The sequence below is a fragment of the Azonexus sp. MM2026_4 genome, assembly GCF_055901855.1.
This window is the reverse complement of record NZ_CM148380.1, coordinates 4,278,826-4,299,580: the sequence shown is the minus strand read 5'-3', so window position 1 is coordinate 4,299,580 and position 20,755 is coordinate 4,278,826. Positions and strand designations below refer to the sequence as shown.

Annotated in this window: 17 protein-coding genes; 14 read left to right on the top strand and 3 right to left on the bottom strand. The window is 66.4% G+C overall.

Features of this window, described 5'->3' with window-relative positions:
• Positions 1–50: 50 nt before the first annotated feature.
• From AC0KWY_RS20330 to AC0KWY_RS20270, 13 genes are all read left to right on the top strand, one after another.
• On the top strand, positions 51–1,556 hold the full coding sequence (locus AC0KWY_RS20330) for an aromatic/alkene/methane monooxygenase hydroxylase/oxygenase subunit alpha (RefSeq protein ID WP_474027306.1): 1,506 nt from the start codon (positions 51–53) through the stop codon (positions 1,554–1,556).
• Between the two features lie 66 nt (positions 1,557–1,622).
• A complete protein-coding gene (locus tag AC0KWY_RS20325; protein ID WP_416695034.1) occupies positions 1,623–1,889 on the top strand; it encodes a toluene-4-monooxygenase system B family protein in 267 nt (88 codons plus the stop codon).
• A gap of 32 nt (positions 1,890–1,921) precedes the next feature.
• Positions 1,922–2,257: a Rieske 2Fe-2S domain-containing protein gene (locus AC0KWY_RS20320; RefSeq protein WP_474027305.1), complete on the top strand. Its 336-nt coding sequence runs from the start codon at positions 1,922–1,924 to the stop codon at positions 2,255–2,257.
• 90 nt (positions 2,258–2,347) lie between these two features.
• A complete protein-coding gene (locus AC0KWY_RS20315) occupies positions 2,348–2,662 on the top strand; it encodes an MmoB/DmpM family protein (protein ID WP_474027304.1) in 315 nt (104 codons plus the stop codon).
• A 46-nt stretch (positions 2,663–2,708) separates the two neighbouring features.
• Positions 2,709–3,695 carry an aromatic/alkene monooxygenase hydroxylase subunit beta gene (locus tag AC0KWY_RS20310; protein ID WP_474027303.1) on the top strand — a complete coding sequence of 329 codons (987 nt, stop codon included), beginning with the start codon at positions 2,709–2,711 and terminating at the stop codon, positions 3,693–3,695.
• 71 nt (positions 3,696–3,766) lie between these two features.
• Positions 3,767–4,783 carry a 2Fe-2S iron-sulfur cluster-binding protein gene (locus tag AC0KWY_RS20305; protein ID WP_474027302.1) on the top strand — a complete coding sequence of 339 codons (1,017 nt, stop codon included), beginning with the start codon at positions 3,767–3,769 and terminating at the stop codon, positions 4,781–4,783.
• Between the two features lie 61 nt (positions 4,784–4,844).
• Positions 4,845–6,221 (top strand): OmpP1/FadL family transporter, encoded by a 1,377-nt coding sequence (locus AC0KWY_RS20300; protein WP_474027301.1) that lies wholly within the window; start codon positions 4,845–4,847, stop codon positions 6,219–6,221.
• Between the two features lie 108 nt (positions 6,222–6,329).
• The gene (locus AC0KWY_RS20295) at positions 6,330–9,215 is read left to right on the top strand and encodes an ATP-binding protein (protein WP_474027300.1); all 2,886 of its coding nucleotides are present in this window, start codon (positions 6,330–6,332) and stop codon (positions 9,213–9,215) included.
• A complete protein-coding gene (locus AC0KWY_RS20290; RefSeq protein ID WP_474027299.1) occupies positions 9,212–9,835 on the top strand; it encodes a response regulator transcription factor in 624 nt (207 codons plus the stop codon). Before AC0KWY_RS20295 ends, AC0KWY_RS20290 begins: the two co-directional genes overlap by 4 nt.
• Positions 9,836–9,933: 98 nt before the next feature.
• Positions 9,934–10,311 (top strand): COG4315 family predicted lipoprotein, encoded by a 378-nt coding sequence (locus AC0KWY_RS20285; protein ID WP_474027298.1) that lies wholly within the window; start codon positions 9,934–9,936, stop codon positions 10,309–10,311.
• 17 nt (positions 10,312–10,328) lie between these two features.
• Positions 10,329–10,835: an RNA polymerase sigma factor gene (locus AC0KWY_RS20280; protein ID WP_474027297.1), complete on the top strand. Its 507-nt coding sequence runs from the start codon at positions 10,329–10,331 to the stop codon at positions 10,833–10,835.
• Entirely contained in the window at positions 10,832–11,620 is a 789-nt protein-coding gene (locus tag AC0KWY_RS20275) for an anti-sigma factor family protein (RefSeq protein ID WP_474027296.1), read from the top strand. Before AC0KWY_RS20280 ends, AC0KWY_RS20275 begins: the two co-directional genes overlap by 4 nt.
• Positions 11,621–11,940: 320 nt before the next feature.
• Positions 11,941–13,464, top strand: a complete 1,524-nt coding sequence (locus tag AC0KWY_RS20270) for a hypothetical protein (protein ID WP_474027295.1) — start codon at positions 11,941–11,943, stop codon at positions 13,462–13,464.
• A 294-nt stretch (positions 13,465–13,758) separates the two neighbouring features.
• Here AC0KWY_RS20270 and AC0KWY_RS20265 read toward each other — a convergent pair whose 3' ends face one another.
• A complete protein-coding gene (locus AC0KWY_RS20265) occupies positions 13,759–15,144 on the bottom strand; it encodes a Fic family protein (protein ID WP_474027294.1) in 1,386 nt (461 codons plus the stop codon).
• Between the two features lie 380 nt (positions 15,145–15,524).
• Between AC0KWY_RS20265 and AC0KWY_RS20260 the strand changes: the two genes are divergently transcribed.
• Complete coding sequence (locus tag AC0KWY_RS20260) at positions 15,525–17,405, top strand: potassium transporter Kup (RefSeq protein ID WP_474027293.1); 1,881 nt, start codon at positions 15,525–15,527, stop codon at positions 17,403–17,405.
• 7 nt (positions 17,406–17,412) lie between these two features.
• Here the strand turns inward: AC0KWY_RS20260 and AC0KWY_RS20255 are convergent, their stop codons facing one another.
• On the bottom strand, positions 17,413–18,441 hold the full coding sequence (locus tag AC0KWY_RS20255; RefSeq protein ID WP_474027292.1) for an adenosine deaminase: 1,029 nt from the start codon (positions 18,439–18,441) through the stop codon (positions 17,413–17,415).
• Between the two features lie 70 nt (positions 18,442–18,511).
• Positions 18,512–20,743 (bottom strand): PhnD/SsuA/transferrin family substrate-binding protein, encoded by a 2,232-nt coding sequence (locus tag AC0KWY_RS20250; protein ID WP_474027291.1) that lies wholly within the window; start codon positions 20,741–20,743, stop codon positions 18,512–18,514.
• Positions 20,744–20,755 lie beyond the last annotated feature (12 nt).

Sequence of the window (20,755 nt, the reverse complement as noted above, 5' to 3'; positions counted from 1 at the left end):
GGGTCCGGGGTTGCAAGACTCCGGTTCATACAGCAAGGAGACAAGAAATCATGGCAGTACTCAACAGAATGGACTGGTACGACCTGGCCAGGAGCACCAACTGGACGCCGTCGTACGTGACCGAGGATGAACTGTTCCCGCCCAAGCTAGCCGGCGAATTCGGCTTGCCGCTGAGCGCCTGGGAAAGCTACGACGAACCCTACAAGCAGACCTACCCGGAATACGTCAAGGTGCAGCGCGACAAGGACGCCGGCGCCTACTCGGTGAAGGCGGCGCTCGAGCGCAGCCGCATCTTCGAGAACGCCGATCCGGGCTGGAAGTCGGTGATGAAGGCGCACTACGGCGCCATCGCCCGCGGCGAATACGCCGCCGCCTCGGCCGAAGCGCGGATGATGCGCTTCTCCAAGGCGCCGGGCATGCGCAACATGTCCACGCTCGGCTGTCTCGATGAAATCCGCCACGGCCAGATGCAGCTCTACTTCCCGCACGAGCACGTCGCCAAGGACCGCCAGATGGACTGGGCGTTCAAGGCCTACGACACCAACGAGTGGGCGATGATCGCGGCGCGTCACTTCTTCGACGACATCATGATGACGCGCGACGCGATCAGCGTCTCGATCATGCTCACCTTCAGCTTCGAGACCGGCTTCACCAACATGCAGTTCCTCGGGCTGGCTGCCGACGCCGCCGAGGCCGGCGACCACACCTTCGCCAACCTGATCTCCAGCATCCAGACCGACGAATCGCGCCACGCCCAGATCGGCGGCCCGGCCTTGAAGGTGCTGATCGAGAACGGCCACAAGGCGGAAGCGCAGAAGCGCGTGGACATCGCCGTCTGGGGCGCCTGGAAGCTGTTCTCGGTGCTGACCGGGCCGATCATGGACTACTACACGCCGCTCGAACACCGCAAGCAGTCGTTCAAGGAGTTCATGGAAGAGTGGATCGTCGCCCAGTTCGAGCGCGCCCTGACCGACATGGGGCTCGACCTGCCCTGGTACTGGGACATCTTCCTCAAGGACATCAGCCAGACCCACCACGGCATGCACCTCGGCTCCTACTTCTGGCGGCCGACCCTGTGGTGGAACCCGGCCGCCGGCGTCACCCCGGACGAGCGCGCCTGGCTAGAAGCCAAGTACCCCGGCTGGAACGACACCTGGGGCCAGTGCTGGGACGTCTTCATCGACAACGTCGTCGACGGCCGGATGGACAAGGCCTACCCGGAAACCCTGCCCTACGTCTGCAACATGTGCCAGCTGCCGATCCTCGGCACGCCGGGCAAGGACTGGAACGTCCGGGACTACCCGCTGGAATACAACGGCCGCCTCTACCACTTCGGTTCCGAGGTCGACCGCTGGGTCTTCGAGCAGGAGCCCGAGCGCTACGCCGGCCACCTCTCGATCGTCGACCGCTTCCTGGCCGGCATGATCCAGCCGATGGACCTCGGCGGCGCGCTGCAATACATGAACCTGGCGCCCGGCGAAATCGGCGACGACGCGCACAACTACGCCTGGGCCGAGATCTATCGCGCCCTGCGCGCCAGCAAGAAGGCGAGCTGACGCTGCCCTACCCGAACGGCGCCGCCGCTGACGGCGGCGCCCACAAGAAAACAGGAGACAAGAGAAATGGCCTTATTCCCCCTGACCTCGAATTTCGAGGGCGATTTCGTGCTGCAACTGGTTGCCGTCGATTCCGAGAACACCATGGACGAAGTGGCTGCCGCGGCCGCCGTGCATTCCGTCGGCCGCCGCGTGCGCGCCCGCCCGGACTGCATCATGCGCGTCCGCCGGCAGGACGCGACGGAGTTCCTGCCGCGCACGATGAAGGTGTCCGAGTCCGGCCTCAAGCCGACGGAAACCATCGAAATCATCTGGGAACCGGCGCGTCACTGAGCGCCCCCGGACAACAAAAAACGGAGAGAGACATGAGTTTCACCAAGGTCTGCACGGTCGACGACCTGTGGGAAGGCGAGATGGAAGCGTTTTCGGTCAACGGCCACGAGGTGCTGCTGGTCTGCGCCGAAGGCGGCGCGGTCAGGGCCTTCCAGGGCATGTGCCCGCACCAGGACATCTCGCTGGCGGAAGGCAAATTCGACGGCGAGAAGATCATCTGCCGCGCCCACCTCTGGCAGTTCGCCGCCTGCAACGGCAAGGGCATCAACCCGGCCGACTGCGCGCTGGCCGAATACCCGGTGCAAGTGGAAGGCGACGACATCCTGGTCAAGACCGAGGGCGTCACGCCGCTGTTCGCCCACACCTGAGTGCCGGCGATGAACCCGATCCAGTGGTTGAAAGACCTTTTCAGGCCGGCCGCCGTCGCGGCGGCGGCCAAACCGAACGAGGAGAAGACAATGAATGCAGCAACGACGGGGCAGGCCTACCACAACAACCTGGTCGGCCCGGTGATGCGCGCCGGCGACCTGGCCCAGGCGGTGATCGAAGCGGCGCGGGTGGACAACCCGGGCAAGGAGATCTTCGTCGATGACAAGCGCGCCTACATCCGCATCCACGCCGAACAGGAAATGATCCTGCGCCAGGAAACCATCGAGGAAGAACTCGGCCGGCCGTTCCGCATGAACGACCTGGAAGTGGACCTGAGTTCCTTCGCCGGCCAGATCGAAAGCCAGGACCAGGCGGTGCGCTTCTATTTCGCCAAGAAGCTCTGAGCGCCCCCGGCACACCCCAATCGAAAAGAATACGAGGAGACCCACCATGTCCGACACCCAAACGCTGAAGCCGCTCAAGACCTGGAGCCATCTCGCCGCCCGCCGCCGCAAGCCGAGCGAGTACGAGATCGTCAGCGCCAACCTGCACTACAACGACAAGCGCCCGGATTCGCCCTACGAGCTCGATCCGAACATGTTCATGAACCAGTGGTACAAGAAGAACACCTTCGGCACCGCGCTCAAGCACGCCGACTGGAACGCCTTCCGCGATCCGGACGAAGTCGTCTACCGCACCTACAACATGATGCAGGACGGCCAGGAGACCTACGTCTTCAGCCTCTTCGACCAGTTCAACCAGCGCGAGCACGACAAGGCGCTCGACCCGCGCTGGGCCGGCTCGCTGGCCCGCTTCTACACGCCGGCCCGCTACCTCTTCCATACCGTGCAGATGGCGTCGGCCTACGTCGGCCAGGTGTCGCCGGCCAGCACCATCACCAACTGCAACTACTTCCAGATGGCCGACAGCCTGCGCTGGGTCAGCCACACCGCCTACCGCACCAAGGAACTGTCGCTCGCCTTCGCCGACAAGGGCTTCGCCGCCGACGAACGGCGCTACTGGGAAACCGACCCGGTCTGGCAGGGCTTCCGCGAACTGATGGAAAAGACGCTGACGGTCTGGGATTGGGGCGAGGCAATCGTCGTCCTCAACCTGGTCGCCAAGCCGGCGATCGAGGAAAGCGTCCTGCGCAAGCTGGGCGAAGCCGCCCGCCACAACGGCGATACCCTGCTCGGCCTGATCACCGACGCCCAACTGATCGACGCCGCCCGCCACCGCCGCTGGCTCGGTGCCTTCGTGCGCATGGCGCTGGAAACCCCGGGCAACCTGGAAACCATGCAGGGCTGGATCGCCAAATGGGAGCCGCTCGCCGACCGCGCCATCGACGCCTACTGCGCGCTGCTGCCCGACGTCGCCGACGCCGCCGCCTCGGCCAAGGCGGCGACGCGCGAGTTCCGCCGTTCGCTCGGGCTCTGAACGCCCGCCCCTGACCTGCCGCACCGGGACGCCACGGCGTCCCGGGCGAGCGTCTTCGTGAGCAAGAAAGCATGAGCGACCAGGCAACAATCACCAACCGCAAGGACGGCAGCGTCTTCGCGCAGGCGGCCGACGACAGCATCCTGCGCGCCGCCCTGCGCGCCGGCGTCGGGCTGGCGTACGAATGCAATTCCGGCGGCTGCGGCGGCTGCAAGTTCGAGCTGATCGACGGCGAGATCGACACCCTGTGGCCGGACGCCCCCGGCCTCAGCGAGCGCGACCGCCGGCGCGGCCGCCACCTCGCCTGCCAGTGCCGGGCGCGCGGCGCCATCACGATCGCTGCGCCGACCGCCGCCGAATACGTGCCGCTGCTGGCGCCGCGCCGGCAGAGCGCGCAACTGGCGATGCTGCGCGACATCACCCACGACATCCGCGAATTCCGCTTCGTCAGCGATGGCCCGGCCGATTTCCTGCCCGGCCAGTACGCGATGCTGGAGCTGCCGGGGGTCACCGGCTCGCGCGCCTACTCGATGGCCAACACGCCGAACGAGCAGCGCGAGTGGCACTTCCAGATCCGTCGCGTGCCGCACGGCCAGGGCAGCCATGTCCTCTTCGACGGCCTCGTCGTCGGCGACCGCATCGGCCTCGACGGTCCCTACGGCATGGCCTGGCTGCGCACCGCGTCGCCGCGCGACATCGTCTGCGTCGCCGGCGGTTCCGGGCTGGCGCCGATGCTGTCGATCGCCCGCGGCGCGGTCGACGCCGGCCTGCTCGGCGAACGCAGGCTGCACTTCTTCTACGGCGCCCGCACGCCGCGCGACGTCTGCGGCGGCGACCTGCTCGCCAAACTCGGCGCCGGCGAGCGCATCCGCTTCATCCCGGTGGTTTCGCTGCCCGGCGACGACGGCGCGTGGCGCGGCGCCACCGGCTACGTGCACGACCAGCTGCTGCCGCAACTGCCTGAGCGCCTGGCCGCCTACGAGTTCTATTTTGCCGGGCCGCCGCCGATGACCTCGGCGCTGCAGGAACTGCTGATGGTCGGCCATCAGGTGCCGTTCGAACAGATTCATTTCGACCGTTTCTTCTGACGCGGTCACCGGGGGTTTGCCGCAACAGGCAAAAACAACAAACGACAAGAGGAGAAAAAACATGATCCAACAGAAACTGGCTGCCGGCCTCGCCGGCACGGCCATCATGCTGGGCGGCCAGGCCGCCTGGGCGACCGACGTCTTCCGGCTCGAAGGCATCGGCGCCGTCTCGCGCGCCATGGGCGGCACCGCCGTCGCCCACGACGTCGGCCCCGGCGGCATGCTGACCAACCCGGCGACGCTGTCGCTGATGCCGGGCGAACAGCAGGCGATGGTCGGCTTCGACCTGGTGACCACCGACATCGAGGTCCGCGACGAGGCCACCGGCGCCAAGGCGCATTCCGCCACGCACAGCAGGAACCGCGGCCCCTACGTCGCGCCGCAGGCGGCGTACAGCCGGCGCCTCGGCAACCTGGTCGTCGGCGTCGGCGCCTTCGCCCAGGGCGGGCTGGGCACCGAGTACGGCAGCCGCAGCTTCCTGTCCAACGGCACCGGCGGCGCGCCGACCGGGCTCGAGAACTCCAGCCGCCTGCTCGTCCTCGACATCCCGCTCGCCGCCAGCTATCGCGTTTCCGAGGCGCTGACCGTCGGCGCCAGCCTCGACGCCATGTGGCAGGGGCTCAACCTCGACCTGCTGCTCGGCGCCGACCAGGTCGGCAGCCTGATCGCCGGCGGCCGCGCGACCGGCGCCCTGGTGCCCGTGCTGGGCGGCATCCCGGCGCTGCAGGGGGCGCATTTCAGCCTGACCAAGAACAAGTGGCTGGGCAGCGGCGTCGACGCCTGGGGCTTCGCCGGCCGCCTCGGCATGCTCTACCAGGTGAGCCCGGCAACCCGCCTGGGCGCCGCCTACACGGTCAAGAGCAAGATCGACGACCTGCAGGGCTCGGCAACGCTGACCGCCGTTTCCGGACTGGCCGGGCAGATTCCGCTGGCCGGCAAGATCAAGCTCAAGGATTTCCAGATGCCGGCCCGCCTCGATCTCGGCCTGCATCACCGGCTGACGCCGCAATGGGAAGTCGCCGCCGACCTGTCGCGGGTGTTCTGGAAGGACGTCATGAAGGACATCAAGGTGGCTTTCGTGGCCAACGCCGGCGGCGACCTCAACATCCTGCTGCCGCAGAACTACAAGGACCAGACCGTCTTCGCCGTCGGCACCGCCTACGCGCTGACGCCGCAATGGACGCTGCGCGCCGGCGCCCGCGTCGCCTCGCAGGCCCTGCGCGGCAACACGCTGTTCGCGGTGATCCCGGCGACGCCGACCAGGCACCTGTCGCTCGGCTTCACCTATGCCTTCTCGCCAAGCAGCAAGATCGACTTCGCCTGGTCCCACGCGCTGCGCGAAAAGATGGCCAACCGCAGCCTGCCGAACACCTCGGACCCGATCACCGTCTCGCACTCTCAGGACAACGCGACGCTCAACTACACCCTCAGTTTCTGATCAAGCCCCAGCCCCATCCCTCCTTCGGGGCTTTTCAAGCGAGGCTCGCCTCGCTTTTTTTTCCAGAGTGTTGGATGCTTCATTTCCGTTAGTCGTTGCAATGCGTTCATGGCCAATATCACCCCGACGGCAAGACACGGCAGGGAGGCGCCCGTGAAGGGCGTCGAACTGTCGGCCGACGACCCCCTCGATGTCCGGCGCCAGAAGCTGGCGCGGATCATCCTCGATTCGATGTACCAGTTCCTCGGCCTGCTCGACGTCGACGGCAGGGTCATCGAGATCAACCAGGCGGCGCTCGACGGCGCCGGGATCAAGCTTGAGGAAGTGGTCGGCAAGCCGTTCTGGGAAGCCCGCTGGTGGGCGCTGTCGGCGGCCACCCAGGAACGGGTGCGGACGATGGTGGCGGAAGCGGCGAGCGGCCAGTTCGTGCGCTGCGACATCGAGATCTACGGCGAATCGAGCGGCCGCCGGACGATCGTCGTCGACTTCTCGCTGACGCCGATCTTCGACGACAGCGGACGGGTCGCCTTCCTGCTGCCGGAAGGCCGCAACATCTCGGAAAAGATCGCCATCGAGGCCGAGCTGACCCGCCGCAACAACGAGGTGCACGCCGCGCTGGAGAAGCTGCGGGCGCTCGACGGCTTCAAGACCAAGTTCTTCGCCAACGTCAGCCACGAGCTGCGCACCCCGCTGACGTTGATCCTCGGCCCGGTGAACCAGCTGCTGCAGGAGGCGAGCCGTAGCGAGCGCGAGCAATCGCGCTTGCTGACGATCAAGCGCAACGCCCAGGCGCTGCTGCAGCAGGTCAACGACCTGCTCGACCTGGCCCGTATCGACGCCGGCGAGATGCCGCTGGTGTATGTCTGCGCCGACATCGTGGACCTGGTGCGCGAGGTCGCCGCCGGCTTCGACGGCGCCGCCGAGGAGCGCGCCATCGCGCTGAGCTTTGCCGGCGCCGAGGAAATCTACGCCGACATCGACCGCGCCAAGTTCGCCCGCGTCGTCACCAACCTGCTCTCCAACGCCTTCAAGTTCACGCCGCGCGGCGGGCGCATCCGCTGCACCTTCGAGCGCCTGCCCGGCGAGCGCCTGCTGCTCGGCATCCAGGACAACGGCCCGGGCATCCCCGACGCCCAGAAAGGCCAGGTCTTCGACCGCTACGCGCAGGGCGCCGAGGAGCTGTCGGCCAAGGGCAGCGGGCTCGGGCTCAACATCGTCAAGGAGTTCGTCGAGTTGCACCACGGGACGATTTCGCTGCTCGACGCGCCGGAGCGCGGCGCCCTGTTCCAGATCGAACTGCCCTTGCGCGCGCCGGCCGGCGCCTACGTCCGGAGCCGCGACGCGGGCTGGACGCCGGCCCTGCCGGCGATCGAGCTGCCGCGCCAGTTCGACGCCCCGCGCCGCCCGGAAAACGCCGGCCAGCCGCGCGTCGTGATCGCCGAGGACAACCCCGACCTGCGCCAGTTCCTGCACGACGTGCTGGCCGACGATTACCAGGTGACGCTGGTCGAAAACGGCGGGCTGGCGCTCGACCTGGTCTGCGCCGAGCCGCCCGACCTGGTGATCACCGACCTGATGATGCCGGAGATGGACGGCGAGCAGTTCATCCACGAACTGCGCCGCCGCCAGACCTCGCACATCCCGGTCCTGGTGCTTTCGGCGCGCGCCGACGACGCGCTGCGCGAGACCCTGCTCGAAGGCTTCGTCCAGGATTACCTGACCAAGCCCTTCTCGCCGCAGGAGCTGCGCGCCCGCGTGCGCAACCTGGTGATCGTCAAGCGCAGCGTGGACATCCTGCAGAAGGAGCTGAACTCGCAGGCCTCCGACATCAGCGAGCTGATGCTCGGCCTGATCGCCAGCCGCAAGTCGATGCAGGAAGGCATGCGCGCGCTGCAGGTTTCCGAGCGCCGCTGGCAGGGCTTCTACGAGAACACCGCGGTCGGCATCGCGCTGGCCGATGCCGACGGCCGGATCATGAAGGCCAACCCGGCGCTGCAGCGGATGCTCGGCTACGACGCGCGGGAAATCGTCGGCCTCTCCTTCGTCGACATTTCCGACGACGCCGACAAGGCGGCGACGCGCGACAATGTGCTCGGCCTGCTCACCGGCAACCACGGCAGCTACCAGTTGCAGAAGCGCTACGAGCGGCGCGACGGCAGTCATCTGTGGGCCAAGGTCTGCGCCTCGGTGATCCCCGAGGTGGACAAGGAAGGCCCGCGCGTCGCCGTCATCGTCGAGGACCTGACCGCCCAGAAGAGCGCCGAGGACGCGCTCGCCCGGACGCAGACCGACCTCGCCCGGGTGTCGCGGCTGACGACGATGGGCGAACTGGTGGCGTCGATCGCCCACGAGGTCAACCAGCCGCTCGCCGCCATCGTCACCAACAGCCACGCCGCGCTGCGCTGGCTGGAGCGCCCGGAGCCGGATACCCAGGAAGTGGTCGCCGCGCTGCAGCGCGTGCATCGCGACGCCGTCCATGCCGGCAACGTGATCACCCGCATCCGCGGCTTCCTCAGGAAGGGCGACCTGAAACGCCAGGCGATCGACGTCCCGGCGATGCTCGACGTCCTGCTGCAGATGCTGCGCCGGCCGCTCGCCGAAGCGGCGGTCGGTTGCGAAGTCCGCATTGCGGCGCCGCTGCCGCCGCTGTGCGGCGACCAGGTGCAGTTGCAGCAGGTCATCCTCAACCTCCTGGTCAACGCCATCGACGCCCTGCGCAACCAGGACGCCACCGCCCGCCGCATCGTCGTCGAGGTTGCCGGCGACGCTGGCGGCGGCGTTCGCTTCGCGGTCGCCGACAACGGCCCCGGCGTCCCCGCCGGGCAGGCGGCGACCATCTTCGAAGCCTTCTATTCGACCAAGAGCGACGGCCTCGGCATGGGCCTGGCGATCAGCCGCTCGATCGTCGACAACCACGGCGGCAAGCTCTGGCTGGAAAGCCCGGCGGCCGGCGGTTCGCGCTTCGTCTTCCTGATCCCGGCCAGCCCCCGATGAAACCCGCCCTCGACACCTCGCCCACCGTTTACATCGTCGACGACGACGCGTCGATCCGCGAATCGCTGAGCAGCCTGATCCGCGCCGAAGGCATGAAGGTCGAAGTCTATGCCTCGCCGCTCGACTTCCTGGCGCTCGACCGGCTGAAGGACTTTTCCTGCCTCGTCCTCGACGTCCGCATGCCCGGCATCGACGGCCTGTCGCTGCAGGACGAGCTGGCGCGGCGCGGCTGGACGCTGCCGATCATCTTCATCACCGGCCACGGCGACGTCCCCGACGCGGTGCGGGCGATGAAGGCGGGCGCCATCGACTTCCTGAAAAAACCCTTCGAAGACTTCGCCCTGCTGCACGCCATCACCTCGGCGCTCTCCAACGTCAGCAGCGCCTTCCACAAGCGCCTGGAAACCGAGGAACTGCAGGCGCGCTACGACCAGCTGACGCCGCGCGAAAAGGAAGTGCTGCTGCAGGTGATCCAGGGCCGCGCCAACAAGGTGATCGCCCTCGAACTCGGCATTTCCGAAAGCACGATCAAGGTGCACCGCCACAACGTGATGAACAAGATGCGCTTTCGCTCGCTGCCCGAACTGACGCTGGCGATGCAGCGCCTGCTGCCGCAGTGAGGCCCGGCGGCGGCAACGCATTTTTTGCGCGGCGCGTGGAATAATCGGCCGGGGTTTTCCGTACACCCAGTTACCCCAACCCGAAACGGAGAACCCACATGAAAACCCTCCCGACCGCCGCCGCCCTGCTCCTGGCCGCCACCCTCACCGCCTGCGCCGGCTACGCCGCGCGCCCCGCCATGGTCAGCGGCGACGTACTGACCGGCAGCAACGGCATGACCCTGTACACCTTCGACAAGGATGTCGCCGGCAGCGGCAAGAGCGTCTGCAACGGCCCCTGCGCCAACAACTGGCCGCCGCTCTACGCCGCCGACGGCGACACCGCCAGCGGCGACTACAGCATCGTCAGCCGCGACGACGGCAGGAAGCAATGGGCCTTCCGCGGCAAGCCGCTGTACTACTGGGTCAAGGACCAGAAGCCCGGCGACCGCAGCGGCGACGGCTTCAACAAGGTCTGGCGCGTCGCCCGGCCCTGAATCCTGAGCCCTGAGCCTTGAACCAGCTCGACAGCCAGGCCCTGCTCGCCGAACTGCCCCGCCTGCGCCGCTACGCGCGGGCGCTGGTGGGCGACCGGGCGGGCGCCGACGACCTCGTCCAGGACACCCTGGAACGGGCCTGGGCGAACGCCGCCCAATGGCGCCCCGGCACCGCGCTGCGGCCCTGGCTGTTCGGCATCATGCACAACCTGCGCATCGACCAGTACCGGCGTAACGTGCCGCCGCTCTATCCGCTCGACGACGCCGCCGAAGTCGCCACCCGTGCGACGCAAGGCGACCGCCTCGACGTCATGGCGCTCGACGCCGCGCTCGCCCGCCTGCCGGAAGAACAGCGCCAGGTGCTGCTGCTGGTTTCGCTGGAAGAGATGAGCTACGGCGAAGTCGCCACCGCCCTGGGCATCCCGCCCGGTACCGTCATGTCGCGCCTGGCGCGCGGCCGCGAACGCCTGCGCCAGTTGCTCGACGAACCCCAACCCTCCTCCCGCCTGCGAGTCGTCAAATGAATTCCCCGGTCGTCAGCGAAACCGAACTGCATGCCTACCTGGACGGCGAACTGTCGCCCGAGCGGCTGGCCGAGATCGCCGCGCATCTGCGCGACGATCCGCAGGCCGCCGCCCGCCTGGCCCACTACGAAACCCAGCGGCAGGCCCTGCACGCAGCCTTCGACCCGCTGCTCGACGAACCCCTGCCGCCCGCCCTGAGCCGCCTCACCGCCGCCCCGGCGGCCAACGCAGCACTCTGGCAGCGCTGGCGCCTGCCGCAACTGGCCGCCGGCATCGCCCTCCTGCTGCTCGGCGCCAGCGCCGGCTGGCTCGGCCACGCCCGCTGGCAACCCGAGCCGACGCTGGCCGGCCTGCCCGAACTGTCGCGCCGGGCCGCCGTCGCCCACGTCGTCTACAGCCCCGACCCGCGCCGCCCGGTGGAAATCGCCGCCGATCAGGAAGACCTTCTGGTGCGCTGGCTGTCGAAACGACTGGGCAGCGCCGTGCGCGTACCCCACCTGGGCAACCAGGGCTTCAGCCTGGTCGGCGGCCGCCTGCTCCCCGGCGGCAGCGGCCCGGTCGCCCAGTTCATGTACCAGGCGGCAAACGGCGAACGCCTCACCCTCTACCTCTCCGGCGAATTCTCCGGCAAGCCGGAAACCGGCTTCCGCTTCGCCCGCGAAGGCGAGATCAACGTCTTCTACTGGATCGACGGCCGCTTCGGCTACGCCCTCTCCGGCGGCATCGACAAGGCCCAACTCGCCCGGGTGGCGACGGCGGTGTATGACCAACTGGGAATGCCGTGAGCGGTGGGAGTAAGCGCTGCCCGAACTTTTAAGCGGTTTGCTACTGAACAATTAAGCGAGACTCAGATAAGACCGGATTTCTGCCATAGCAGTCTTTCATTGATCGAAATGGCAATGACTGCTGTATACAAAATTCCGGACTCGCTCCGAACTTGATGGGCGTCTTAGGCATCCCCACGCCCCTGACCTACGGTCATGCAAGGGAAAGTCGTGCCCTCGACGCCTGGCGCCGCGGCAAAATATTCCGATAGGGTTCGCCACCAAGGCCTGGATTATGATGCTGGAAATTGGAGCCACATAGAACAATCTAGGGGGGCGAGATGGCGAATACTTGCATCGTGTGCGGTCAGGTTGCGGGCTCGGGCGAACACGTCTTTCCGGCAGCGCTCGGCGGGCGGCGAATCAACAGGAAAATCTACTGCACAAAGCATGACAATGGTTATTCCAGCCTGGTTACGGAATTGGCCAATCAAGTGGATGTCCTCAATGCCATGTTGGGCGTAGTCCCCGATCATTCCAAGGATGTCAAAAGCGTGCTTGCCCGCGATGCGAAGAGTGGCGAGGAACTGAGGCTCTCAGCCAAGGAAAGCGTCTTCACAGCGCCGCGCGTCATCTCCCAAGAGCCAGCGGGAAACGGCGTGCTCATGAAGATGTCGTTCCCCAACCGAGAGGCGATGAAGCAGTGGCTGGCAGAGCAAAAGGCCAATGGTCTCAACGTGGCGCCGCTGCAAAAGGCGCAGGAGCAGCCTTATTTCTTAGGGGAAGTCCACCACCAGCGGTGCTTTGGGGGACCGTGCGGCCTCGGCGCGGTGGCTTATATCACACAGACCTTCTTGGCCCAGGAGTTCCCAGAGTTGGCGCGTTCCGGCGACGTGGCGCAGTTCATCGCCTACACGCAGGCTATCGCATCCCTCGCCCAGATTCGAGGCGGTTGTGGCGAGGCTACGAATGGACCGGCCGATCCGCGGTTGGAGCAGGCGCGCCAAGCGCTCGAAGCCGCGCTCGCGCCTTGGGGCGGACAGGCGCCAGTCTGGTGGGATTTCGAGCCGCAACCCGACTCGACGCCTAATGTCTTTGAGTTTGGCCATCGCGTGACGGTGGGGGTCGATGCGTCGGATGGGCAAATCTTCGGGCGCATCTCGCTGTTCTCGTCGATTCACTTCGGCATGTGCTTTGGGACGGTGAGCGTGGGTACCGCGACTAAGACCGTGACAGTGGAAATCGACCCGATGGCAGAGCATCCGCCCAACGACATCAAGAAGGTCGAGTCTGCCTCGGCCATCGCCCGAGTGGCCGTGCCGGCTCAGCCAACGAGAGGCCTGGCCGCCGCGATATCCAGTGGGAGCCAGGCGGTAGTGTTCACGGACTTGATACGCAAAATTGAGGCTCATTCCTTGGCCAAGTCAGCCGCCAAGATGCATGCTGAGCTTACCGCCTATTCGACCCTGCCGGAGTTTGAAGGCGAGCAGCTCGTAGATCGTTTGATCGATGGGCAGGCGCAGCGCGTGTTGAACATGGCCAAGTGGGTGTTGCAAGGCTTCAAGGCGCGACTTCCGGTCGAGTTGCTCCCCGCGCTCGGGCCGACGATCGACGCGATGACTGCCCACGATCCGAGTTCAGCCAACGGGCTTTCGCCTATGGCGAATGCAACGCTAGCTCTCGCTAAGAGCGCATTAGCCGAGCAAATGCGGGAGGACATCAAGGCTGGCTGCCTCGACGAGCGCCGCATTGCCAAACTGTTAGGCGAGGGGCCTGGCGCAGCAGTGGTCGGTCAGGCCGTTTTGGCTCCGATCACCCAAGCCCTGGGTGACCGAGAATCCGCAGTTGACGAATTGCAGCTATGAATCGCCCCGACTTTCGTGGACACGTGCGAGGACTGCTTTACCGGGCTAAACAGACGGAGTTTGCGATGGAGTTGAATGTCAGCAAAGGCCAATCAGCCGCCCCCAATCTTTACGACATTTATATTCCGCAATTACCAGAATGGCTGCCGTCACAGGGTGGCACAGCCCCCGACAGCATCTACGGGGGCCGGCACGGGCTGCATCTTCCACACGCAGGAGGGAAACCATGCACCCGGAAAACGACAACAGGCGTCTGGCGACGCTGCCCCTGGCGGTGCTCGGCCTCTCTCCACTTTATAGCCCTGGCCGGCCGGCCTTGATCCAGCCCTCGGTCAGCCGAATCCCGAGCCGGTACCGCGCGCAGTTGTACGCTTCCAGGTGCGAGAGTTCCTGACGCAGGAGTTCCAGGAAGGCCGTCCGGTCTGCAAAGGGTGGCTCCAGCGCTTGCACTGCGGCTTCTATCGTGGCGCCGTCGGCAACCACCCGGCGAACCCCTTCCCCCAACAGTTCGCGGTACCTTTGCCGGAACAGGTCTGGCGCCCCCATCGAATCGAGAATGACCGCGTACTTCGTGATCGAGCGCTGGTAGGTCCATGCGAATAGTTCGGCAGCCAAGCTGACATCCTGCTTCTCGTAGACCCCGAGTATCGCCATGGCGTAGTCGGCCGGCTCGACATCAAGGAATGAAAGCGGCGCGCAGTTCTGGAGGAGCAAGGGCAGGTTGGCACACAGACGCGAAGCCCGCTTGTTGCCATCTTCAAATGGCTGCAGATAGGCGATGTTCACCCACAAGAAGAAGGCCGCTTCAATCGGGTTCTTGATGTTGCGCACCTTTTCAACCAGGAGCGCGAGCATCTCGTCCAGAATTTGCGGCATCTGCATCGGCACGTAGACCGAGTCGCTTATGGTGACGACGCTACGCCGTGCTTTCCCCAGGCCATCCGGGTGCGAGAGCAGGCCTTGCATCAACAGCGCTTGAATGTTCCGGACGACCGCTTCCGTGATGCCGTACTCAGGCACCGCATCAACGACAAACTCGATCGCTTCCTTGTGATTGAGGAGCATCAGCGCATCGACGTCGTCGGCATCGCTCTGCCCCCGAGCGAAGAGTTCCTGCGTATCCAGCAGGCTCTTGCGGTTGCCTTCCAAGCGAGACGAGTGCCACGAGAGGTCTATCAGTAGCTGCTCAAGAACCTTGCGGGCATACGTCCCCGCCGGCTGCTGGCCGCGTGCGCGCCCCCGCGCAAACAAGTCGGCCGCGAGCGCCGGCGGCATGAGCGAGCTTTCGTTCGGCACATAGCGCTCGACGAAGGCCCGCTGATAAGTCACCGGCTTGCGGGTGCCGATAGGCGCGCTCAGCTCGGCGATGAGAGGCTGGCGGTCTGGGGAAAACCGGAAGCCGGCGCCAAGCGGAACAATAGCGGGTTGTGGCACATACCCGACCTGACCGCCAGGAGCAGCAGTTGCGACGCCAGCTGGCAGTGCGTAGCGAGTGGCCGGACCAGCGCCGACTTTTCTGACTTCTCCAGCCGCCAGCATCCTCGCCAGGTAACGATTGACCGTCGGCCGGCTGGCCTCGACGTTGGCAGTGATGGCTTCAGGCCCGCAGCTCTCCACGCCAACGACCGATTGCTGCTGAAGGTAGGCGAGGATTTGATTTTTGAGGTCGTACTTGGCCATGGCTAACTTCTCCACTTGCTCAAATTTGATGAAGAAGCCTCATCTTATCTCTAACTTATCAACCCAGCCAGAGACAAGAGCTATCTCCTCATAATCTCATCAAATTTGAGCAAGTAGAGCTAGATCATCAGCGGCCTCTCAGAACCGAGAGAGCAGCTCGGGACGCGTGGCCTTCAGATGGAGAACGGCAGGTAAGCACCACCTTGCCGCCCGACGCCGCCCATCGGGCCAATGGCCGTTCAGGCCGACCAGCCCCCAATCTTTACAACATTTATATTCCGCAATCGCCAGAATAGCCGCCGTCACGGGGTGGCAATGCCCCGCGATCGCGTCGGCGGGGGCCGGCGTGGGCAGCATCTTCCGTTCGCAGGAGGGAAACCATGCACCCGGAAAACGACAACAAGCGTCTGGCGACGCTGACCCTGGCGGCGCTCGGCATCGTCTATGGCGACATCGGCACCAGCCCGCTTTACGCGCTCAAGGAAGTCTTCGGCGGCAGCCACCATCCGGTGCCGATCACGCCGGACAACGTGCTCGGCATCCTGTCGCTGTTCCTGTGGTCGCTGATCGTCGTCGTCACGCTGAAGTACGTCGCCTTCATCATGCGCGCCAACAACAAGGGCGAAGGCGGCATCATCGCCTTGATGACGCTGGCGCTGCAGCAGGGGCGGCCGGGTAGCCGGTGGCAGAAGCTGCTGGTCATGCTGGGGCTGTTCGGCGCCGCGCTGTTCTACGGCGACGGCGTGATCACCCCGGCGATTTCGGTGCTGTCGGCGGTCGAGGGGCTGGAGATCATCACTCCGGCGTTTTCGCCCTGGGTGCAGCCGATCGCCCTGCTTATCCTGGTCGGCCTGTTCGTTTTCCAGCGCCGCGGCACGGCCAGCATCGGCGCCCTGTTCGGGCCGGTGATGCTGCTCTGGTTCGCGGTGCTGACGCTGCTCGGCGGCCTGGCGATCGCCGCCCATCCGGCAGTGCTGGCGGCGGTCAATCCGCTGCACGCGCTGGAATTCCTGGCCGGCAACGGCCGCCTCGGTTTCCTCGCGCTGGGCGCGGTGGTGCTCTGCATCACCGGCGCCGAGGCGCTTTACGCCGACATGGGGCATTTCGGGGCGCGACCGATCCGTTACGCCTGGCTGGCTTACGTGATGCCGGCGCTGGTGGTCAATTATTTCGGCCAGGGCGCCCTGCTGCTGGCCGATCCGGCGGCAATCGAGAACCCTTTCTACCTGCTGGCGCCGGATTGGGCGCGCTACCCGCTGGTGCTGCTGGCCACGGTGGCGACGGTGATCGCTTCGCAGGCGGTGATTTCCGGCGCCTTTTCGATCACCCAGCAGGCGATCCAGCTCGGTTACGCGCCGCGCCTGCAGATCCAGCACACGTCGAGCAGCGAGATCGGCCAGATCTACCTGCCGGCGATCAACTGGCTGCTGCTCGCGGCGATCGTCGCGCTGGTCGTCGGTTTCGGCTCCTCGTCGCGGCTGGCGGCGGCCTACGGCATCGCCGTCACCGGCACCATGCTGATCACCAACCTGCTCGCCATCGCCGTCGCCGTCCGCCTCTGGCACTGGCACCCGCTGCGCGCCTGCCTGGGCGCCCTGCCCTTCATCGTCATCGACCTCGGCTTCTTCCTCGCCAATTCGACCAAGATTCCGGAGGGCGGCTGGTTCCCGCTGGCTTTCGGGCTGGCCGTATTCACCCTGCTGACGACCTGGAAGCGCGGCCGCGAGCTGCTTGCCCGCCGGCTGGCCGACGAAGCGATGGAACTCGCTTCCTTCCTCGCCGCGATTGCCGGCAACGGCCCGCAGCGGGTGCCGGGCACGGCGGTCTTCCTGACTACCAACCCGGACAACGTGCCGCACGCGCTGCTGCACAGCCTGAAGCATTACAAGGTGCTGCACGAGCAGGTGGTGATCCTCAGCGTCCGGGTCAGCGAGGTGCCTTTCGTCGCCGCCGAAGAGCGCGTCACGGTGCGCCGCCTGGCCGGCAACTTCAGCCAGGTGATCATCCATTACGGTTTCAAGGACGAGCCCGACATTCCGCAGGCGCTGACGCTGTGCGCCGGGCAGGGGCTAGACATCGAGATGATGGAAACCTCGTTCTTCCTCGGCCGCGAGACGCTGATTCCCAAATTCGGCTCGGGCATGGCCTACTGGCGCGCCCTGCTCTTCGTCGCGCTGTTCCGCAACGCGAGCAGCGCAATGGCCTTCTTCCGGATTCCGTCGAACCGGGTGATCGAACTCGGTTCGCAGGTGGTGCTTTAGCCTCGCCTCAGGCGCTTTCCGCCAGACAGGCGTCGAGGCTGGCGATCCAGGCCGCCTTCTGCGCCTCGCTGGCGAAGCTCGCCTCGAAGCTGTTGCGGGCGATGCGGTACCAGGCGGCCTTGTCGAAATGGAAGGCGGCCTGCAGGGCGCGGATGTTGTCGTTGAGGTAGCCGCCGAAATAGGCCGGGTCGTCGCTATTGACGGTGACCCGGGCGCCCGCCGCGAGCAGTTGCGGCAAGGTGTGGCGGGGCATTTCCGGGAAGACGCAGAGGCGCAAGTTGGAGAGCGGGCAGACGGTGAGCGGCACGGCTTCGCGCACCAGTCGGTCGACCAGCGCCGGGTCTTCGACCGAGCGCACGCCGTGGTCGATGCGCGCCGCGCCGAGCAAATCGAGCGCTTCGACCACATAGGCCGCCGGGCCTTCCTCGCCGGCATGGGCGACGACCGGCTTGCCGAGCGCCCGGCAGCGGGCGAACAGGCGTTCGAACTTGGCCGGCGGGTGGCCCTTTTCCGACGAATCGAGGCCGAAGCCGGCAATCCGGTCGAGCCAGGGTTCGGCTTCGGCCAGTGTGGCGAAGCCGTCGTCCTCGGAGAGGTGGCGCAGGAAGCAGAGGATCAGGCTGGCGTCGATGCCCCAGCGCGCCCGGCCTTCCTCGATGCCGGCGTGCAGGCCCTCGATCACCTCGCCGATGGCGATGCCGCGCGCGGTGTGCGTCTGCGGGTCGAAGAAGATTTCGGCGTGGACGATGTGGTCGGCGGCGGCGCGTTCCAGGTAGGCGAGCATCAGGTCGCGGAAATCGGCCGCCGTGCGCAGAACGTCGGCGCAGGCGTAGTAGAGGTCGAGGAAGGACTGCAGGCTGTCGAAATCGTAGGCGGCGGCGAGCGCCGCTTCGTCGGCATAAGGCAGGACGATGCCGTTGCGGCGGGCAAGCGCGAAGGCGAGCCCGGGTTCGAGCGAGCCTTCGATATGCAGGTGGAGTTCGGCCTTCGGCATGCGGCAGGCGAAGGCCAGCGCGTCATCGGTGGTGGGGTTCATCGTCGCGGCTCCGGCAGTGGGGATCGCCACATCCTAACCGAAGCGCCCGCTACCCGGCCAGCCCGCCGGCTCAGGCCGGGATGGCGAGCACCGTTTCCTGGACTGCCCCGGCCTTCGGAAAGCGCAAGGTGAAGGAGAAGATGCTGCCGGCGCCGGCCTGGCTGACGACGTGCATCTCGCCGCCCATCAGGCGCACGAGGCGGTGGCTGATGGCCAGGCCGAGGCCGGTGCCGCCGTACTGCCGGGTCATCGAATTGTCGCCCTGCTCGAAGGCCTGGAAGATCCGCCCCTGGTCCTTTTCCGGGATGCCGACGCCGGTGTCGCGGACGGCGAAGTGGATGTCGATCGCCGCCGCATCCTCGGCCACCGGGCTGATCAGCAGGTCGATGCCGCCCTGGCTGGTGTAGGTCAGCGCGTTGCCGAGCAGGTTGAGGAGCACCTGCTCGAGACGCACCCGGTCGCCGCTCAGGGTCTGCCGCTGCAAGGCGGGCGCCAGTTCGAGGGTGAACTTGAGGCCCTTGGCGGCGATCTGCTCGGCGACCGTCGCCTGCAGGCTGTCGCCGACGCTGCCGAGATCGAAGGGCTGCGCCTCCAGGCTCAGCTTGTCGCCTTCCAGGCGGGCGATGTCGAGCACGTTGCTGACCACGCCAAGCAGACGGCGGGCCGAGGCTTCGGCAACCTGCAGGTTCTTCAGGCTTTTCTCGTCGCTGGTGCGCCGCATGACCAGCGTCAGCATGCCCATGATGCCGTGCATCGGCGTCCGCAACTCGTGGCTGACGTTGGCCAGGAAGGCGGTCTTGGCCCGGCTGGCGGCTTCCGCCGCTTCCTTGGCGAGCGACAGGTCGCGGGTGCGCTGATCGACCAGGCGTTCGAGGTTCTGCTGGTAATGCGCGAGCTTTTCCTCGGCCGCCTTGCGCTTGCCGATTTCGAGATGGGTGCCCGCCATCCACAGCGGCTTGCCGTCGCGGTCGCGGACGGTGACCCGGCCGCGGTCCATGATCCAGACCCAGTGCCCGTCCTTGTGGCGGACCCGGACCTCGCATTCGTAGTGCTCGCAATCGCCGGCGAAATGGCAGCGCAACTGCTCCGCCGAGCGCTGCGCGTCTTCCGGATGCAGGCGCGCGTTCCAGGTGTCGATGGTGGTCGGTTGCAGCTCGGCCAGGGTATAGCCGAGGATCGCCGCCCAGCGCTCGTTGAAGCGGGTTTCGCCGGTCTGCACGTTCCATTCCCAGGTGCCGACGCCGGTGCCCCAGAGGATGCTGGACATGGCCTGGTTCCTTTGCCGCAGTTGCCGTTGCGTCTGCAGCAGGCGGGCATAGAGGATCAGGATCAGCAGCAGGCCGCCGACGATGGTCAGCAGTTCGCCGCGGTACTGGCTGACGATGTCGGCCAGCGTCACTTCGGGCTGCACGTCGAAGGGCGGCATGCGCAGGCTGCGCAGCAGATCGACCACCGGCGAATAATCGACCGGGATGACGAAGCCCCGGATGTTCATCGCCTGCAATACCGCCGGCGTGTCGCCCAGGGTCAGCAGCGCCGCGGCGACATGGCCGGAGAGCTCGGCGTCGACATGATGCAGCGCGGCGAACGGCCATTCCGGGTAGAGGCGGGTTGACAGGCCGAGCGGAAACGATGGCACGCGCTGCGGATTGACGATCCTGATCCGGCGGGCGTCCAGGCGGCCTTCGGCGATCGATTTCTCGAGCACGCCGGTGCGCACGAAGCCGACCTCGGCGCTGCCGTCGAGCACTGCCGCGATCACCTTGTCGTGCGGCGTCCCGGTCAACACCATCTGTTCCCGCCGCGGCAGCGGCTGGCCGCTTTCCTTCAGTTCGTAGGCCTGGATCTGGTAACCGCCGAGCGATTCGATATCGACGGCGGCAATGCGGCGGCCGCGGACATCGGCCAGCGTCTGCACCGGCGAATCGGCACGGGTGATGATGACGCCGCCGAAAGTCCCCAGGTTGGCGCCGCCCGGACCACTGTTGAGCAGGGTGGCGATCGGCGACGACAAGGCGAAGCGGCGGCTGAGCAGCACGTAGTGACCGGGATTGGTCAGCACGAAATCGAGCTGGCGGGCGGCCACCGCGGCGTTGAGTTCGGGATAGGTGAACACCTGCACTTCGAATTGCCGCCCCGGCATCCGCGCCTGCAGCGCCGCCGCCAGCGGTTGCCATTGCTGCAGCGTCTGCGGCTTGGGCCGGAAGGCGAGGACGCCGACCTTGACCACGTCATCGGCGGCAACCGGCAGGATGCTCAGCAGCAAGGCAAGCAGGACAAGAAGACGGTGCAACGGAAACATGGCATCCACGAC

Coding starts and splice junctions, on each gene's coding strand:
- AC0KWY_RS20265 (WP_474027294.1), bottom strand. CDS start 15,144: ATGGCCAAGTACGACCTCAAAAATCAAATCCTCGCCTACCTTCAGCAG.
- AC0KWY_RS20270 (WP_474027295.1), top strand. CDS start 11,941: ATGGCGAATACTTGCATCGTGTGCGGTCAGGTTGCGGGCTCGGGCGAA.
- AC0KWY_RS20260 (WP_474027293.1), top strand. CDS start 15,525: ATGCACCCGGAAAACGACAACAAGCGTCTGGCGACGCTGACCCTGGCG.
- AC0KWY_RS20305 (WP_474027302.1), top strand. CDS start 3,767: ATGAGCGACCAGGCAACAATCACCAACCGCAAGGACGGCAGCGTCTTC.
- AC0KWY_RS20320 (WP_474027305.1), top strand. CDS start 1,922: ATGAGTTTCACCAAGGTCTGCACGGTCGACGACCTGTGGGAAGGCGAG.
- AC0KWY_RS20300 (WP_474027301.1), top strand. CDS start 4,845: ATGATCCAACAGAAACTGGCTGCCGGCCTCGCCGGCACGGCCATCATG.
- AC0KWY_RS20310 (WP_474027303.1), top strand. CDS start 2,709: ATGTCCGACACCCAAACGCTGAAGCCGCTCAAGACCTGGAGCCATCTC.
- AC0KWY_RS20295 (WP_474027300.1), top strand. CDS start 6,330: ATGGCCAATATCACCCCGACGGCAAGACACGGCAGGGAGGCGCCCGTG.
- AC0KWY_RS20290 (WP_474027299.1), top strand. CDS start 9,212: ATGAAACCCGCCCTCGACACCTCGCCCACCGTTTACATCGTCGACGAC.
- AC0KWY_RS20255 (WP_474027292.1), bottom strand. CDS start 18,441: ATGAACCCCACCACCGATGACGCGCTGGCCTTCGCCTGCCGCATGCCG.
- AC0KWY_RS20275 (WP_474027296.1), top strand. CDS start 10,832: ATGAATTCCCCGGTCGTCAGCGAAACCGAACTGCATGCCTACCTGGAC.
- AC0KWY_RS20250 (WP_474027291.1), bottom strand. CDS start 20,743: ATGTTTCCGTTGCACCGTCTTCTTGTCCTGCTTGCCTTGCTGCTGAGC.
- AC0KWY_RS20315 (WP_474027304.1), top strand. CDS start 2,348: ATGAATGCAGCAACGACGGGGCAGGCCTACCACAACAACCTGGTCGGC.
- AC0KWY_RS20330 (WP_474027306.1), top strand. CDS start 51: ATGGCAGTACTCAACAGAATGGACTGGTACGACCTGGCCAGGAGCACC.
- AC0KWY_RS20285 (WP_474027298.1), top strand. CDS start 9,934: ATGAAAACCCTCCCGACCGCCGCCGCCCTGCTCCTGGCCGCCACCCTC.
- AC0KWY_RS20325 (WP_416695034.1), top strand. CDS start 1,623: ATGGCCTTATTCCCCCTGACCTCGAATTTCGAGGGCGATTTCGTGCTG.